Annotated in this window: 12 protein-coding genes and 1 pseudogene; 3 read left to right on the plus strand and 10 right to left on the minus strand. The window is 69.3% G+C overall.

Annotated elements, in window-relative coordinates; genetic code table 11:
• Positions 1 to 430: 430 nt before the first annotated feature.
• Together H3C53_05320 and H3C53_05325 are read left to right on the plus strand one after the other, a co-directional pair.
• Positions 431 to 808, plus strand: coding sequence for a VOC family protein (locus tag H3C53_05320; protein ID MBW7916092.1), 378 nt, complete (start codon positions 431 to 433; stop codon positions 806 to 808).
• A gap of 64 nt (positions 809 to 872) precedes the next feature.
• Positions 873 to 1,312: pseudogene (locus H3C53_05325) on the plus strand (integrase).
• Between the two features lie 215 nt (positions 1,313 to 1,527).
• Here H3C53_05325 and H3C53_05330 read toward each other — a convergent pair.
• The 8 genes from H3C53_05330 to H3C53_05365 all read right to left on the minus strand — a co-directional run bounded on the left by H3C53_05330 (position 1,528) and on the right by H3C53_05365 (position 10,930).
• Positions 1,528 to 2,445 (minus strand): nucleotidyl transferase AbiEii/AbiGii toxin family protein, encoded by a 918-nt coding sequence (locus tag H3C53_05330; protein ID MBW7916093.1) that lies wholly within the window; start codon positions 2,443 to 2,445, stop codon positions 1,528 to 1,530.
• The gene (locus tag H3C53_05335) at positions 2,442 to 2,990 is read right to left on the minus strand and encodes a type IV toxin-antitoxin system AbiEi family antitoxin domain-containing protein (GenBank protein ID MBW7916094.1); all 549 of its coding nucleotides are present in this window, start codon (positions 2,988 to 2,990) and stop codon (positions 2,442 to 2,444) included. Before H3C53_05335 ends, H3C53_05330 begins: the two co-directional genes overlap by 4 nt.
• 508 nt (positions 2,991 to 3,498) lie before the next feature.
• A complete protein-coding gene (locus H3C53_05340; GenBank protein ID MBW7916095.1) occupies positions 3,499 to 4,209 on the minus strand; it encodes an ABC transporter ATP-binding protein in 711 nt (236 codons plus the stop codon).
• Positions 4,210 to 4,247: 38 nt separating this feature from the next.
• A complete protein-coding gene (locus H3C53_05345; protein ID MBW7916096.1) occupies positions 4,248 to 5,369 on the minus strand; it encodes a hypothetical protein in 1,122 nt (373 codons plus the stop codon).
• Positions 5,366 to 7,726, minus strand: a complete 2,361-nt coding sequence (locus tag H3C53_05350; protein MBW7916097.1) for an ABC transporter permease — start codon at positions 7,724 to 7,726, stop codon at positions 5,366 to 5,368. Before H3C53_05350 ends, H3C53_05345 begins: the two co-directional genes overlap by 4 nt.
• Before the next feature lie 102 nt (positions 7,727 to 7,828).
• Positions 7,829 to 8,530 (minus strand): ATP-binding cassette domain-containing protein, encoded by a 702-nt coding sequence (locus H3C53_05355; protein MBW7916098.1) that lies wholly within the window; start codon positions 8,528 to 8,530, stop codon positions 7,829 to 7,831.
• On the minus strand, positions 8,527 to 9,618 hold the full coding sequence (locus H3C53_05360; protein ID MBW7916099.1) for an ABC transporter ATP-binding protein: 1,092 nt from the start codon (positions 9,616 to 9,618) through the stop codon (positions 8,527 to 8,529). The genes H3C53_05355 and H3C53_05360 overlap by 4 nt, the downstream gene beginning before the upstream one ends.
• Positions 9,619 to 10,009: 391 nt before the next feature.
• A complete protein-coding gene (locus H3C53_05365; protein ID MBW7916100.1) occupies positions 10,010 to 10,930 on the minus strand; it encodes an AMP nucleosidase in 921 nt (306 codons plus the stop codon).
• A 76-nt stretch (positions 10,931 to 11,006) separates the two neighbouring features.
• Here H3C53_05365 and metH point away from each other — a divergent pair, with 76 nt between their 5' ends.
• Positions 11,007 to 14,684 (plus strand): methionine synthase, encoded by a 3,678-nt coding sequence (metH, locus tag H3C53_05370; GenBank protein MBW7916101.1) that lies wholly within the window; start codon positions 11,007 to 11,009, stop codon positions 14,682 to 14,684.
• Positions 14,685 to 14,688: 4 nt separating this feature from the next.
• Here metH and H3C53_05375 read toward each other — a convergent pair whose 3' ends face one another.
• The gene (locus H3C53_05375; protein MBW7916102.1) at positions 14,689 to 15,453 is read right to left on the minus strand and encodes a methylenetetrahydrofolate reductase; all 765 of its coding nucleotides are present in this window, start codon (positions 15,451 to 15,453) and stop codon (positions 14,689 to 14,691) included.
• 20 nt (positions 15,454 to 15,473) lie between these two features.
• A complete protein-coding gene (locus tag H3C53_05380) occupies positions 15,474 to 16,883 on the minus strand; it encodes a tryptophanase (GenBank protein MBW7916103.1) in 1,410 nt (469 codons plus the stop codon).
• Positions 16,884 to 17,014: the final 131 nt, after the last annotated feature.

The following is a 17,014-nucleotide window of genomic DNA, read 5'->3' on the forward strand; positions in this document are numbered from 1 at the left end:
AGAGTTGCTTGACAAGCTTGTTACGACCGACGTCGCCATCGCGCCTACCGAGGCGCCCATCACGGCAACATTGGAGATCCGCGGCGTCTGGCGGTTCGGCGCCACGGCCGCCTACGCCGTGGCCGAGGACCGTACGGAGCTGTGCATCGTACGGCCTGACGGCGACTCCATCGAGTACTGCCGCAACGCTCCGTCATTGCAACTTCCGCCGGGTGTCGTGCCGGCAGTGGCAACACACGTTAAGAGCCGCGTCTGGCCAATTGTCTTTACGACACTCGGAGTCGGATCTAAGACGACAATTGCGTGAGGCTTGCCCCTCCACGAAACCCAGGACTGTCCACCTGTCAATCTGCGATAGTATCAAGTAACCAGCACACGACAAAAGGCAGGGCGGCCACCTGCCGAACCGCCCCGAAGGAGGTCATCACGCATGATCACCGGCTTACATCACATCGTGCTCTTCTGTGGCGACACGGCAATGTCGAAGCGGTGGTACGAGCAGGTCGGCTTCGCCTACAAGCGCGGGTACGAGGGCATGCACTGGTTCGCGCTCGGCGACAGCGAGATTATGCTGCACCCAGGCGGTGAAGGGCGGAGCGAAAGCGCACCCACCATCCATGTCGCCGTCACGACCCTGGACGAACTGTTCGCGAGGGTGAAGCAAGCAGGCCTGCAACCGCTCGACCACCAGCAGCCGGGGGTGAGCCTCGACGCTCCGGTGGTGCGGCCGTGGGGCGACAGGGAGTTCGAGCTGCAGGACCCCGACGGCCAATGGTGGGCGTTCACCGAGGCTGGGGCTGCCGACTAGGCATCAACGGGCGCAAGATCGGGTCTTCGGCCCCTGCCGAACGCGCTCTACTCGGAGGACACCGATGGCCGCTGAAGCACTCCCCGACTACCTCATCGGCCCCCTGCCTGGCTATACCCCCGCCATCGGCCGGCTCGTCAGTATGCTCGCCTACGGGCGCACAACCACCCTCGAGGCCGTCGAGGGACTCACCCAGGCCGACCTCGACCACCTGCTGGATGACGACGCCAACAGTATCGCCATGCTCCTCGAGCACATCCCCCAGCGTCGAGGAGTACTACCAGCTACTACCTGGAGCGCATGCACGACGTACGCGCCCGCACCCTGAAAGCGCTCGCGCGGCGCGACGACGCCTGGCGCGACGAGGTCCACCCCTTCGGCAACGCCAAGCTCGCCAACAAGCACTTCAAGTGGTTCCACGTCCTGGAAGACGAACTCTCGCACCGCGGGCAGATCGTGCTCATCCGGAAGCGCCTGCCCCTGAGCGCTACTGACCGCCACTAGCGGGCCACGGTACGGGGAACGGAAACTATTTACCAGCGGTAGTAGCGGTCAATTGTTTTGACGCATTCTACCGCTGGAGACGCGGTTTCTCGCCTCGAGGGCTTCGGAGCCTCAGCTCCTTCCGCCACAGATTGTTTTGACAGGCTGGACCGAGCCATTGAGAAGGAGGCGCGAACCCCGACGATCGCTCGCGAGTGAAGCGACACGAGATTCGCTCAGGTCGCTGGTTCACTTGGAGCCCACGGACCAGACGGGTCCCAGCGGGCCTCGAACTCCGTGCCCTCCGCGACGGAGGCGAGAACTGGCTCCACGAACCCCCGTATCGCGTCGACGACCTCCTTTAAGGCGTCTGGGACGTGCTCTATATCCGCCCTCTTGAGGAACGCCCGCCACTGCACACCCTTCGAGGCCGAGAAGCCGTCGCTGAGCGCCACCAACGGCAGCGACACCACGGTCTCCCGCGAAGCGAAGGTCCTGCGCACAGCCTCCGCGAGAGTCGGGCCGTCGAACGCGAAGGCGCGAGCCAGCAGCCACACGTCGTAGAAGTCCTTCAACCGCGTGTTGAGAGCCCCGTGCCGCACCATCGCCTCGACCTTCTCGGCCACCACGCTCTCGCGGCTGTAGCACCAGAGGACCGGGGCGGGAGCATCGAGCAGCGTCGGGAACGGCTCCTCCTTCGCCGCCGGATGCACCGGATCGCCGAAGCCGACATCCACCTGCATACGCACCCGAGCCGTACCGAGCCGGCCTATGAACCGAACGCGAGTTCCGTGATACTCGGCCTGCTCCGCGATCCGCCCCGCCGCGAGCGACCCGACGTCGAAGACGACGCCATCCGGCTCCACCGGCACTTGGATCACCTCGCGCATAACCTCTGCGACGGTATCGACCTCGTTGTCAATGCGCCCCAGGAGGTCGATGTCCAGCGTGGGCCTGCCCACCGGCGCCTCCCACACCCTAAGCAGCAGCGCCCCCTTCAGGACGAAGCGACCGGCGAACTGGCTCCGCGACAGCCGGTACAGGAACCGCTCCATTGCGTAGTGCTGCAGCAGCTCGTTGAACGGGCGTCCCTCGGCCCGGGCGCGGTTCAGCAGCCGTTGGTGGACGCTCGCCGGCAGGTTGCGCACGCTCACAGCAGCGCCTCCAGGTACGGGCGCATCACCCGTTCCACCCGGCAGATGCGCGCGTACTCCAGAAGGGCCTCTACATCACGCCGCCGCCGACCGGCATACAGCCCCAGCGCCTCCAGCGCCACGTCCATCCCGACCTGGTTCCGGAACTTGAAGACGTCGGCCAGCGTCTTCTCAGCACCGTAGACCTTCACCTCCACGCCGTCCAGTTCGTGAACCTCCACGCCTGCTTCGAACGCATCCGGCGCGAAACGGTGCACCGACAGCGGCGGGTGATCGAGCCGCGGCGTGTCTGCCCCCCGCGGCAGCGCGATCCAGACCGCGTGGGGTACCTGGGTCGTCAGGTCGTGGAAGGCTAGCGCTGACACCAGGCACACCACCGCTCGCGGAACCCGCAGGGCCACCACCGCCAGGTCCGGGTCGCTGATGGGCGGCAGCTCAGTCAGCCGATAGACGCCACGGCTGACCCGCTCGAGCGCCCCGTCATCCAGCATGCGGTAGAGCCGATAGCGCGACACCCCAGCCGCCAACGCCTCGCTCATCCGCATCTGGCCGCCGTGCGCCTTGAATACCGTCACGGGATCGATCACTTGGCCTTCCAGACAGAACCGCTACACATGTTCACAAGTATAGGGGTTTCGTCTGACCGGCATCGTCGATGCAAGAGCACGCTCTGCCAATGCCACGCGCTGCCTTCGATTGAGCGGGCTTCGGTAGAAACTATTTACCAGCGGTAGTAGTTACTTATTGTTTTCTCAGTGAATCACGTGTAGGACGGCCTTTCGCGGCCCTAGAAAGGAGCGGGTATTCAGACCGTTTTTCGAATTGTTTTTCTTTTCGGCGTCCAGTACTTTTCTCCGCCCGCTGCCGGCGCGAGACCGGGTAGCCCCAAAGGCGAAGGCTCGCGATAGGGATCGAGGCGAAAAGGCGGCTCATGGCTCCATGAGAGCACGAACATACCTATCGCCGAACTCCCTTACGAAGCACTGCCCGTAGGAGACCCCTGCACCAGATGCTCGGCGCGCAAGCAGCAGTCGATCCGACTGCCGCGTACTGCTAGCTGACTAGCCGACCATCGGCCAACACGATCCGCCGCTGCGCCCGCGCCGCCACCTCCGCGTCGTGCGTGATCACCACCACCGTCACGCCCTCGGCGTTGGCGCGCTCGAACAACGCCAGCACCTCGTCGCGCGAGCTCGAGTCGAGGTTGCCGGTCGGCTCGTCCGCCAACAGCAAGCGCGGCCGGCCCACCAGCGCCCGCGCGATCGCCACGCGCTGCTCCTGACCGCCCGACAACTCGCGCGGCAGGTGCTCGGCGTGCGCCAGCATCCCCACCGACTCCAGCGCCGCCAGCGCCCGCTCCCGCTGCTCGGACTTGCTAACCCGCCTGCCCACCGGTGCGTACTTAAGCGGCAGCGCCACGTTGCGCCAGGCGCTCAGGTGCGGCAGCAGGTGGAACGACTGGAACACGAAGCCGATGAACTCGTTGCGCGCCGCCGACGCCGCCTGGTCCGAGAGCGCCGCCACGTCGCGCCCCGCCAGGCGGTAGACGCCCGACGTGGGCCGGTCGAGCAGGCCCAGCAGGCTCAACAGCGTCGACTTGCCCGAGCCCGAGGGACCCGTGATGGCCACGTACTCGCCCTCGCGGATCTCGATGTCGGCGTCCAGCAGCGCTTTCACCTCGCGCGCGCCCTTGCGGTGCACCCGAGACAACGCCTGCGCCTGCAGCAGCGAGGCCCCGGCACTAGAACGAACCCAGTGCGGCATCCCATCGAACCGGTCATTGCTCAGCGTCTCGCTCATGCTCAGAACAACCCCCATCTCATCAAGGCGCCCACCAATGTCTCCTCCCCAAAGCCATTGGAGTACCCAGGGGCGAAGTGGCCTACGGCCCGCCCGGCGTCATCGAACACCACCAGGATGGTCCTGCTGTGCGTAGCGAAGTCCCGAACCCACTCCGGGAAGCTCGCCTGGAAGGCTGGATCCACGCTCACGCCCAGCTCCGCCAGCATCGCCGCGTGCTCTTCACGCGGCACAAACTCGCTCAGATCTGCAGTGACAGTCTCGACCACAACCGGGTGCAGGGGGATCGGCACGCTGGCGAACGCCAGCATCTCGCGCGCTGAGTCCACGGCCACCCCGATCGGCACATGCTGGTCGATGGCGTTGGGCAACAGCACCGCGAACCAGCCATCGAGCCCCAGCGCCGTACGCACGTCCTCCGGGACAACGTACTCATCCGGCATGTGAAGCCCGTCCTGCAGGCAATCACGCGCGAAGCGCCCCAGGCTCGCGTCGGTGGGCTCGCGGTGACCCCGGTAGGCCCACGCGCGCGCCCAGCCCCGCACCGACTCGCCATCCACGCACAGGTACATATGCACACCCTGGAGATACTCGCTGCCGGCCATGAAACCCCGGTTCGCCGCCAGTTCCGCCACCTTGCTGTCGTGGTCCCACGCCACCCGGAAGCCGTCGGGCGCCAGCAGCCAGCCGTACCCGTGCGCCTCCAGCTCCTCCGGCGTGGTGGGGTAGATCGAACCGCGCACAGCCCGCTGCTGCGGCCAGCCCCACGGCGCCGCCACGAACACCGGCTCCTCCCCACCCGCCTCGCGCACAGCGCGTGTGATGATCTCCTGAGCGCTGCGCGTCATCACCGCCACGTGCGGGAACATCGAGTCGAGCGAATGCACCGACACTACCCTCGGCTCCGGCCCCTCAGGCAGCACACCCAAATCACCGAGCACCTCGTGCAGCTCAGCCCTGTCTCTTACGACGCCGTTATGTGAGTCCGTCAGGTTCAGCCATACCACCGGCCCCGCACCGCTCTGCGCCCTGGCACCTGCCATTGACGCGAGCGCGATCAGGACCGTCACGAAGATGGCGCCAACCCGGAACCTTGAAGAAAGAAACCCAGCCTGCTCGTTCATTCCGACCTCAACACCTTCCACGGCTGCACGCGCATGAAACTCAGCGTGGGCGGCAGCGCCACCAGCAGCGCCACCCCCACCGCCACGCCCGTGACCAGCAGCGCGTTAGCCCACGACCAACCGAAGCTCCACGGCGCCAGTCGCGCCACCCAGTAACTCACCGCCACCGCCGCCACCAGCCCGGTGAGCGCGGCGCCCACGGCCGTCCTCGCCGACAACGCCAACGACTCGAGCGTCAAACGCCGCTTAGTGGCGCCCACCGCCCGCTTCAACGCCACCTGCGGCCGCTGCCGGAATAGCCGCACCATCACCAGGCTCGCGAGCCCACCCCCGCCGACCGCCAGTGCCAGCCACGCCATCACGCCCCACGACGCCCCCACCTCCCGCATGGTGGCCCGCACCTGCCGCAGGTCACCAGCCGGCTCGTGCAGCTCCGGTTCGGCATAATCCGGGTAACGCTTTCGCACCAAGCCGCGGATCGACGCCAGCGTCGCCTCAAAGTCGGCCGTCAGGTCGACGCGCACGTGCAGGTCGCGGCTGCCGGCCAAAGGCGGGTCCGACTCGCGCTGCAGCCTGACGATGACGACGTCGCTCAGGTCGCCGAACGAGCTCCAGGTAGCCGGCGCAGCCACCCCCACCACCGTGAACTCCTCGACCTGAGTAACCCCGCCCTGACCACCCGCAGCCAGGACCTGTTGCCCGATCCGCAGCGACCGGCCCACCACCTCTTCCAGGCTCAAACCCGGGAACGCCTTTGCAGCGGCGTCGGGGCCCACGAGCACCTCGTCCGCGGCGGCCGGCGCCCGCCCCACCGCGATCGGCCGCGGGAAGATGTCGAACAGCTCCGGCGTCACCCGCGCCACGCTCGCCGAGTAGTAGTCCGCCTCCTGGCCCGCGCCCGAACGCACCACCACCCCAAGGCTGTCGTGCGCCACGGTGGCCACGCCCGCCACCCCCGGCAGGGCCGCGATGTCTCGCGCCTCGCGCTCCGTGAACGGCGGCTTCGACAACGACGAACGCCTAAGCTCCGAAGGGCCACCGATGGTGGTCATCACCACCCGGTCCGCGCCCACCTCACGAAGGCGCGCCTGGAACCAGTCCTCGGTGCCGCCCTGGATGAACGACGCCACCATCAACGCCAGCACCCCCGCCGCCATGCCCGTCAACGCCACGCCCTCCCACACCGGCGGCGACAGCTCCTCACGCAGCGCCTTGTAGATCGGCACCCGCAAAAGCCACAACGCCGGCACCAGGCTCGCCAGCAGCGTGATCGCGAGGCCCATGCCGCCCGCCAACGCGAACGCCTGCCACGTCACCGGCAGAGGCCCCTCACCCACCCGCGCCAGGCGGTCGAGCAGCGGCCACAGCGCCACGCCCAGCAGCGTCCCGGCGCCGCCCAAGAGCAGCGCGTCGCCCGCCACGCCGACCAGCACCCGCCCGCGCGTGGCGCCAACCGCCCGCCTGAGCGCAGCCTCGCGCGCCCGGTCCGCCACCCTGAGCCCCATGAAGTTAGCCAGGTTCCCCACCGCCGCGATCAGCACCAAGAGCACGATCCACCTGGAGCCGCGCGACAGCTCGTCCGCCACCCGGTTACGGAACACCTGCTGCGAGCCCAGCCACACCTCCGAACCCACCACCTCGTACACCCACGCCGTCGGCAGCTCGTCCAAAGCCGCCCGCAGGCTCGCCTCCGCCAGCGCACGCTCACCCGGGAGGTGCTTCACGAACAGCATCGAGTCAGCCGGCCGCGGGTTGTTAGGGTTCACCAGCTCGAACGCCGGCGACGACGGCACCAGCGCCGCCACGTCCAGGTAACGGAACTCCGTGATCGCCTCCGGGACCGGCGCCAACACCCCCACCACACGCGCCGAACCCATCCCCAAAGACACCATCTCCCCAACCGCCGCCTCCGGACCGCCGAACACCTCCCGCGCCACCGTGTCGCCGATCACCACGAACGGCAGCCCCAGCAGCCGCGCGCGCTCGTCGAACCCCTCACCAGCCGCGAACTCCAGCCCCAGCACCCCGAAGAGCTCCTCGCTCACCGGCATGCGCGCGATCGACAATCGCTCGCCCAACACCCGCGACTGCGAACCCGCGAACGCCACCGCCCCCACCCCAGGCAGGCCGGAAAGCGACCGCGACTCCTCGAAGGTGATGCCGGAATTCAGCCCCGTGAACTCGAAATCAGGAGGGTACACCGACGGCTGCCGCACCACCAGCACGTCAGGCGCGAACTCCGCCGCCAGCGCCGCGATCTGCCGCGCCTGCCACGCCTGCAGCGCCGCCACCAACAAGAAAGCCGCCACACCGACAGCCACCGACAACACGGCGATGAACGACTGCGCACGACGCATAGCGAACCCCTCAGCAAGAAAAACAACTAGAGCGTTTGACCTGACGATACCCTGTGTGCGCGATAAGGCGCCAACGCTCCACGGCACCTGGCGACGGCCAGTTCAGTCCCGCGTGACGTTCACGTAATGGTGAGACTGCATCTGCCAAAGCTCGGCGTACGTTCCTCCAACCTCCAGCAACTCCTCGTGCGATCCCACCTCCACCACCCGCCCCTCCTCCAGCACGTAGATCGTGTCCGCCGTCCGCACCGAACCCAGCCGGTGCGTGATCAAGAGCGTCGTCACACCCTTCGCCAACGCTGCGAACTGCTGATACAGCTCGAACTCAGCCCGCGGATCCAGCGCCGACGTGGGCTCGTCGAGAATCAATAGCTGCGCCTGGTCACGCCGCGCCAGCGCACGACCCAACGCCACCTTCTGCCACTCGCCGCCCGAAAGCTCCGTGCCACCGAACTGCTTGCCCAGCCGCGCGTCGAGCCCGCCCTCCAGGCGCACCAAAAGTCCATCCAGGCCGCTCTGTTCCAGCAACTCAGCCGTGGCGGGCGCGTCAGGCTCGAGGCGCCCCTCTCCCAGCAAAAGGTTCTCCTGAAGCGTGAACTGGTAACGCCCGAAGTCCTGCACCACCGCCCCGACCGACGCCCGCCACGCCTCCAGGTCCAGTTCCCGCAGGTCCATCCCCTCCACCAGCACTTTCCCTTCGGCCGGGTCGTAGAAGCGCGCCAACAGCTTCGCCACCGTCGACTTGCCCGCCCCGTTCTCTCCCACCAGCGCAGTCACACTGCCCGGCGCCAGGCGCAGGCTCACGCCCTTGAGCGCCTCCCGCCCGTCGGGTAGGCGAACGACACGTCCACCAGCTCGACGCCCAGCGACGCCAGCCGCGGCACCGGCCGCACCGACGCCGACGTCGGTAGGTCGGGTTCGGCCGCCAGGAACGCGAAGAACCTCCGGAAGTACGCGAGCGTCTCCTGCAGCATCGAGCCGTCCTGCGCCAACAACAGCAGGTTCTGCTGCAGGTACAGCAGCGACTGCACCAACAGCAGGATGCTCCCCGCGCCCACTGCACCGGCCGCGGCGCGCGCCACCACCCACAGGAACGCGAAGCCGTTCGCCAACGCGCTCACGGCCACCAGCAGGTTCGCCCAGCCCGCCTGCCTGAAACGCACGCGCCGCATGGCACCGTGCGTCTCGGCGAACGCCGCCGCGTAACGCCCCCTCACCCACGGCCCGAAGCCGAACAGCCGCGCCTCCTTGGCGTACGTGTCAGTCAGCAGCAGCGAGCTCAGGTACTGCATCAGGCGCGCCTGCGGGCTGCGCGACACCATCGTCTCCCAGGCGTTGCTCTGCAAGGAGAACTGCACCAGCGCATGGGGCACCGCCGCCAGCACCACCAGCAGCGGCACCCACCACGCCACGGTGGCGAGCAGCGCCAGCACCGACGCCACCACCACCAGCTCCCTAAGGCCGTTCGTCACGTACACCAGCAGGTTCACCGGCTGGTACGCCGCCTGGTCCCTCAACACCTGCAGTTCGTCGTAGAAGCCCGCCGACTCGAACGCCGCCAAACCCGGCAACGAGTCCGCCTTGCCCATCAGCTCCAGGTTCACCCGCGCCGTCAGCTTCTCGTTCACGTTCCCCTGCAACGCCGCCGCCCACGGCGATAAGGACGACTCCAGCAACAACCCGCCAATCCACAGGCCCACCACCGGCAGGAACTCCACCCAGCCCACGCCGCCCAGGGTTACCGCCTCCGCCGCCAGGTCCACCACGGTCTTCGTCACCCAGATCAGCAACGCGGGAATCACGCCCTGCACCAGCAGCGCCACCAGCAACAGCCCCGACTCCAGCGGCGACGCCGCCCGCACCAAAGCGAACGAGCGCACCAGATCAGCCAAGAAGGACCGCGACGAAACTCCAGCACCCACCAACGAACCGCCTCCGTTGGCCGACCACCCCACAGCGCCTGGCCGGGACCGAACGCGCCGGCGCTTACGCCATTGGCATGGGGCCCAAACGCTCTCCCTCAGGCTGTCGACCTGAACCGAAGATAGCGCAACCTGCAAGCCACGCGCCGGACCGCAGCGGCGTACCCGCTCCACCCGACCGACAAGACGAAAGGCGTCACTCGATCAGGCGGCTGGTCGAGGTCGGACTCTATCGAAACCACGCCCCACGAGCGATCGAACCGGGCGGGACGCGACGAGGGTCCTGTCTCCCCATGGAGGCCTCGGCAACGGCGACTGAGCGCCCAGGGACGCGGTCAGAAACATTTCCCCGCCGGTAGCTTCACCAGCGGTAATGCCTGATGTGCTCCCCCCGCTCGGCGATCTCGCTCATGGCCTGGATGCCCAGCTCGATGTGGCGGTCGGTGAACTCGCTGAAGACCGCCTTGGCCGAGTCGCGCGTCTTTATGCCGCCGCGGCGCAGCGGGAGGTCGGAGACGAGGAGCAGCGCCCCGATGGGCACCTTGCTCGCGAAGCCGACGGAGAAGAGGGTGGCCGTCTCCATGTCGATGGCGAGCGCACGCTCCTCGTAGAGGTGCCGCTTGAACGGCTCGTCGAACTCCCAGAAGCGGTAGTCCGTGGTGTGCACGACGCCGGTGCGGTAGTCGAAGCCGCGCTCGACGATGATCTGCGAAACGAACTTCTGCACCTTGAAGGTGGGGAGCGCCGGCACCTGCGGCGGCATGAAGTGAGTCGACGCGCCCTCGTCGCGGATGGCAGCCGTGGGCAGGACGAAGTCGCCGATCTGGAGCGAACGGTGCAGCCCGCCGCACATCCCGAGGAACAGCACGGCCTTCGGGTCGGCCGTGGCCAGAACCTCGATGATGAGGGCGGCCACGGGCGAGCCGACGGAGAAGTTGACGATCGACACGCCCAGCTTGGCGCTGTGGCGCGCCATCATGGCGGAGCCGCGCGTCGTCACCACGTCGTCGGCCATGCCCTCGAAGCGGTCGAGGTAGTACTGGAAGTTGGTGAGCAGCACCTGCTTCTGGAAGGCCTCGGGCGCCGCTCCCGTGTAGCGCTCGAGGATCTCGCGGCCGATGCGCCACTTCTCGGGGTTGTTGTAGATGAGGTTGCGGTTGAGGGGGCGGCCGTCCTCGTCGAGGCCGGCATGCTCGTCGGCCGGCGCGCCCGCCGCGCCGGGGCCGGCCACGGCGGGCGCGGCGGCCTTGGGCGGGGTCTGGGGCCGTTCGTCTCGCTCCATGCGGCATCATAGCGCCGGCCGCGCGACGGCGCGGGGCCACGCGGCGTCGCGCGCCGAGGCGGTACAGTTGGCGGTCATGGTCCCCGCGAGCGACCGCACCACGCTACTCGAACGCAGCCTGACGGAGCGCGTCCTCGTGCTCGACGGCGCCATGGGTACGATGATCCAGCAGGCGGGTCTGGACGAGGCGGCGTTCCGGGGAGCGCGCTTCGCCGGTCACGCGCGCGACCTGCGGGGCGCCAACGACCTGCTATGCCTGACGCGCCCCGACCTGATCGACAGCATCCACCGCGATTACCTGCGCGCCGGCGCCGACATCATCGAGACGAACACCTTCAACGCCACGCGCATCGGCCTGGCGGAGTACGGGCTGGGCGACGTGGTGGCCGAGATCAACGAGGTAGCGGCCCGCCTGGCGCGCGCGGCGGCGGACGAGGCGGCAACGCCGGAGAGGCCGCGTTGGGTGGCCGGCTCGATCGGCCCGACCAACAAGACGCTCAGCCTCAGCCCCCGCGTGGAGGACCCCGCCTACCGCGAGGTGAGCTTCGAGGAGGTCTACGCCGGTTACCGCGAGCAGGCCGACGCGCTCGCCCGTGGCGGGGTCGACATCTTCCTGGTGGAGACGGTGTTCGACACGCTGGTAGCCAAGGCGGCCATCCTCGCCTGCCAGGACGCCTCGGACGCGGCCGGCCGCCGCATCCCGCTCGTCGTGTCCGGCACGATCACGGACAACTCGGGGCGCACGCTCTCCGGCCAGACGCTCGAGGCGTTCTGGACCTCCGTCCGGCACGCGGCGCCGCTCGCCGTGGGCCTCAACTGCGCCCTGGGACCCAGGGAACTCAGGCCGCACGTGGAGGAGCTCAGCCGGCTGGCCGACGTGTACACGTTCGTCTACCCCAACGCCGGCCTGCCCAACGCCTTCGGCGGTTACGACGAGACGCCCGCCGCCATGACGGAGGTGATGAGCGAGTTCCTGCAGCGCGGCTGGACGAACGTGATCGGCGGCTGCTGCGGCACCACCCCGGAACACATCCGCGCCTTCGCGGCGGCTGCCGCCACGGCGCGGCCCCGCAAGCGCGCGGAGCCCGACACGCGCCCGCGCTTCGCCGGGCTGGAGCCGCTCGTCATGCGCCCCGGCATGAACCTGGTGAACGTGGGCGAGCGCACCAACCTGACGGGCTCCAAGCGCTTCAAGCGCCTCGTGGTGCAGGGCGACTTCGCGGCCGCCGTGGAGGTGGCGCGGGAACAGGTCGCAGGCGGCGCGCAGGTCATCGACGTGAACTTCGACGACGGCCTCATCGACGGCCCCGCCGCCATGGCTCGCTTCCTCGACCTGCTGGCCGCCGAGCCCGACGTGGCGCGGGTGCCGGTCATGCTCGACTCGTCCAACTGGGCGGTGCTCGAGACGGGCCTCAAGCACCTGCAGGGCCGCGGGATCGTGAACTCCATCTCCCTCAAGGAGGGCCCGGAGCAGTTCCTGAGGCAGGCGCGCGTGGCCAAGCGCTACGGCGCCGCCGTCGTGGTCATGGCGTTCGACGAGACGGGCCAGGCCGACACCTTGGAGCGGCGCTGCCGGGTCTGCGAGCGCGCCTACCGGTTGCTCACGGAGGAGGCCGGGCTGGCGCCGCAGGAGATCATCTTCGACCCGAACATCCTCACCGTGGGCACCGGGATGCGCGAGCACGCGCGCTACGCCGTCGACTTCATCGAGGCCGTGCGCTGGATCAAGGGCAACCTGCCGGGGGCGCTCACGTCGGGCGGCCTCTCGAACGTGTCGTTCTCGTTCCGCTCGAGCCCGCCCGTGCGCGAGGCCATGCACGCCAGCTTCCTCTACCACGCCGTCGCCGCCGGGCTCGACATGGCCATCGTCAACCCGGAGACGCTCGAGGTGTACGAGAACGTGCCCGCTCAGCTGCTCGAGCTCGTGGAGGACGTGCTGTTCGACCGCCGCGAGGACGCCACCGAGCGCCTCGTGGCCCACGCGGCCACCCTGGCGCCGGGCGCGTCGGGGCCGAAGGCGAAGGACGACGCCTGGCGCGCCTGGCCGGTGGAGCGGCGCCTGCGCCACGCCCTCGTGCTGGGCGTCGACGAGCAGATCGAGGCCGACGCGCTCGAGGCGATGGGCGTGCTCGGAGGGCCGCTGGCCGTCATCGAGGGTCCGCTCATGGACGGCATGAACGAGGTGGGCGACCTGTTCGGCGCCGGCAAGATGTTCCTGCCCCAGGTCGTGAAGAGCGCGCGGGTGATGAAGAAGGCGGTGGCCGTGCTCACTCCCCACCTGGAGGCCGAGAAGGGCGCGGGCGTGAGCACCAGCGCGGGACGGATCGTCATGGCGACCGTCAAGGGCGACGTGCACGACATCGGCAAGAACATCGTCGGGGTGGTGCTGGGCTGCAACGGTTACGACGTGACGGACCTGGGCGTCATGGTGCCGGCCGACCGGCTGCTCGACACGGCCGCCGAGCTGGGCGCCGCCGCCGTGGGCGTCTCGGGACTCATCACGCCGTCGCTCGACGAGATGGTGCACGTGGCGCAGGAGATGGAGCGGCGCGGCATGACGCTGCCGCTCCTCATCGGCGGGGCCACCACCTCGCGCGTCCACACCGCCGTCAAGATCGCGCCCGCCTACCCCTCCGGGCTGACCGTGCACGTGGCCGACGCCTCCCGCGCCGTGGGGGTCATGGGGCGGATCGTGTCGGAGGAGCAGCGCGGGGCGTTGGCGGCCGAGACGGCCGAGCAGTACGAGGAGCTCAGGCGCCTGCACGCCAACCGCAAGCAGCGCGAGCTGGTGAGCATCGCCGAGGCGCGCGCCAACGCGCCCCGCTTCGAGGCCGGGCCGCCTCCCGCGCCGGCCGAGCCGGGCGTCCACACGCTCGTGCCGGTGCCGCTCGACGACCTCCGGCCGATCGTCGACTGGGGGCCGTTCTTCCACGCCTGGGAGCTCTCCGGCAAGTACCCGGCCGTGCTGCACGACCCCGACCTGGGGCCCGCGGCCCGTGAGCTCTTCGACGACGCTCAGCGGCTGCTGGACGCCGCCGTGGCCGAGGAGTGGTTCGAGGCGCGCGCCGTGTTCGGCCTCTTCCCCGCCAACGCGGACGGCGACGACCTCCTCGTCTACGAGGACGCGGAGCGGCGGCGCGTGGCCGCGCGCGTGCCGACGCTGCGCCAGCAGTTCGCCACCCGCGACGGCAGGCCCAACCTCGCGCTGGCCGACTTCGTGGCGCCGGTGGCCACGGCCCCCGACTGGCTGGGCGCGTTCGTGGTGACCATCCACGGCGGCGAGGAGCGCGCCGCCGCCTTCAAGCGGGCCAACGACGACTACTCGGCCATCATCGTCCAGGCGCTCGCCGACCGGCTGGTGGAGGCCACGGCCGAGCACCTGCACCGCCTCGTGCGCACGCGCTACTGGGGCTACGCGCCGGACGAGGCGCTCACCGCCGAGCAGCTCATCGCCGAGGAGTACCGCGGCATCAGGCCGGCCCCCGGCTACCCCGCCTGCCCGGACCACCGCCCGAAGCTGCAGATCTTCTCGCTGTTAGGCGCCACGCGGGCCGTGGGGGCGAGTCTCACGGAGGGGTTGTCGATGGCCCCAGGCTCCACGGTGTCGGGGCTCTACTTCTCTCACCCCGAGGCGCGCTACTTCGACGTCGGCAGGATCGGCCGGGACCAGGTCGAGGACCTGGCCGCACGCACGGGGACGGACCTGCGGGAGCTCGAGCGCTGGCTCGCCCCGCGGCTCGACTACACCCCGTAGCGCCTCAGCCGAGGACGCCCGCCAACCAGGCCGTGATGCCGACACGGATGGGCATGAAGTAGACGTTGGTGTCGTGCTCGGCCGCGAAGTCGAGGGCGGCGCCGGCGAAGCGCCGGTGCCACTCCAGGCTGGGCTCGAACCCGGCCGGGAACACGGCGCGGTTGCGCTTCAACCAGTAGTCCATGGCGTTGCGCGTGGTCACGCTCGTGACGCCCCAGAAGACGGGCACGCCCGGCAACATCTCGCGCCACACCGCCATGAGGCGCAGGTCGAAGAACGGCTGCGTGAAGAAGCCGTCGGCGCCCGCCTCGAGCTTGCGGTGAGCGTACTCGAGCTCGTGGCTGAAGCCGGCGCGGTACGGGTCGAGCCCCGCGTACACCCGCCAGTCCGGGAACTGGCGCTTGAACGCCCGGATCACCTCCACGGAGTGGGCCCCCGTGAGGGGCCTGGCCATGGTGGCGGGCGGGTCGCCGGTCACGACCAGCACCTCGTTCACGCCCGCCGCGCTGAGCCGCGCACCGGGCCACCAGTCGGCGCCGGGGTCGACCTCCATGGCCCGCACGTGGGGGACCGCCCGGTAGCCGGGGTGACTCGCGCGGACCTGCAGGGCCGCCTGCCAACCGGCGAGTTTGAAGTGCGCCAGGTCGGGGACGTTGACGGCGTCGACCGCGTTCAGGGACGCCACCTCGCTCAGTTGGGCCAGGAAGCTGTCGTTGCTGCGGGGCACTACCTCGATGGCGACGCGCACCCCGGGAGCATATCGCGCCAGATCGACCGCTCAGTCCCGACTCAGACGAGGAGCCCGCCCTCCAGCGGCTCGAAGCGGGCGCTGAAGTGCCTGAGCACGGGCGGCGCCTCCACCATGCGCACGCCGCGCACGCGCTCCCTCACCTCGCCCACGTGGAGGAGCACCTCGGCCAGGTAATCCACGTGGCTCTGGGTGTAGGTGCGGCGCGGGAAGGCCAACCGCACCAGCTCGAGGGGCGCCGGCTTCTCGCTGCCGTCGGGTTGGCGCCCGAACATGACGGAGCCGATCTCCACCCCGCGCACGCCGCCCACCAGGTAGAGGACGAGCGACAGCGCCCAGGCGGGGTACTGGTGACTCGGGATGTGGGGCAAGAGCCTCCCCGCGTCCAGGTAGACGGCGTGCCCGCCGGTGGGCTGGATTATGGGGATGCCGGCGTTCACGAGCCTCTCGCCCAGGTACTCGATGGACCTGAGGCGGTAGCGCAGGTACGGTTCCTCCAGCGCCTCGCCGAAGCCGACCGCCAGCGCGTCTAGGTCGTAGCCGGCCAGGCCGCCGTAGGTGGGGAACCCCTCACCGAGTATCAGCAGGTTGCGAGCGGCGACGGCGAGCGAGTCGTCGTTCAGGGCGAGGAAGCCGCCGATGTTCGCCATGCCGTCCTTCTTGGCGCTCATGGTCGCGCCGTCGGCGTAGCTGAACATCTCCCGGGCGATCTCGCGCGGCGTGCGGTGGGCGTTCCCCGGCTCGCGCAGCTTGATGAAGTAGGCGTTCTCGGCGTAGCGGCAGGCGTCCAGGATGAGCGGCACCCCGAAGCTCTTGCACATGGCGCTCACCTCGCGCACGTTGGCGAGCGACACGGGCTGACCACCGCCCGAGTTGTTGGTGACCGTGAGCATGACGAACGGCACGCGCGCGCCGTCCTCCTCGAGCAGCAACCTGAGCGCCGCCACGTCCATGTTCCCCTTGAAGGGGTGGATGACGTCGGGGTGGTGCGCCTCGCTCATGGGGAGGTCGACGGCGATGGCGCCGACCGCCTCGATGTTGGCGCGGGTGGTGTCGAAGTGGGTGTTGCTGGGCACCACGTCGCGGTGCTTGAGCGCCGCCCCGCAGAGGATTCGCTCAGCAGCGCGCCCCTGGTGCGTCGGGAAGACGTGCTTGAAGCCGGTGATCCCCTTGACGGCCGCCTCGAAGCGGTCGAAGGAGCGACTCCCGGCGTAGCTCTCGTCGCCGCGCATCATGGCGGCCCACTGCTCGCTCGACATGGCGCCCGTGCCGGAGTCGGTCAGCAGGTCGATGAGGACGTGATCGGCGTGCAGGTTGAAGAGGTTGTAGCCCGCCTCGGCGAGCGCCAGCTCGCGCTCGGCGCGGGTCGTGAAGTGGATCGGCTCGACCGACTTGATGCGGAACGGCTCGATGATGGTATGGAACTGCGGGTCGACGCGGTCTAGCGGCATGCGGCCTCCTCCACCGACCCCGCAGGGGGCGGGTCGCCGCCACTGGGCACGCGACCTCTCGGCGCCTTCGACAGGTGCTCACATGGTAACGCCGCGCCCGGGCGCGGCGCGGCGCCACGCGGAGTTGTACG

This window comes from Trueperaceae bacterium (assembly GCA_019454765.1).
Taxonomy (GTDB): Bacteria; Deinococcota; Deinococci; order Deinococcales; family Trueperaceae; genus JAAYYF01.

Coding starts and splice junctions, on each gene's coding strand:
- H3C53_05340 (MBW7916095.1), bottom strand. CDS start 4,209: ATGCCGCACTGGGTTCGTTCTAGTGCCGGGGCCTCGCTGCTGCAGGCG.
- H3C53_05380 (MBW7916103.1), bottom strand. CDS start 16,883: ATGCCGCTAGACCGCGTCGACCCGCAGTTCCATACCATCATCGAGCCG.
- H3C53_05345 (MBW7916096.1), bottom strand. CDS start 5,369: ATGAACGAGCAGGCTGGGTTTCTTTCTTCAAGGTTCCGGGTTGGCGCC.
- metH (MBW7916101.1), top strand. CDS start 11,007: ATGGTCCCCGCGAGCGACCGCACCACGCTACTCGAACGCAGCCTGACG.
- H3C53_05365 (MBW7916100.1), bottom strand. CDS start 10,930: ATGGAGCGAGACGAACGGCCCCAGACCCCGCCCAAGGCCGCCGCGCCC.
- H3C53_05335 (MBW7916094.1), bottom strand. CDS start 2,990: ATGCGGATGAGCGAGGCGTTGGCGGCTGGGGTGTCGCGCTATCGGCTC.
- H3C53_05320 (MBW7916092.1), top strand. CDS start 431: ATGATCACCGGCTTACATCACATCGTGCTCTTCTGTGGCGACACGGCA.
- H3C53_05350 (MBW7916097.1), bottom strand. CDS start 7,726: ATGCGTCGTGCGCAGTCGTTCATCGCCGTGTTGTCGGTGGCTGTCGGT.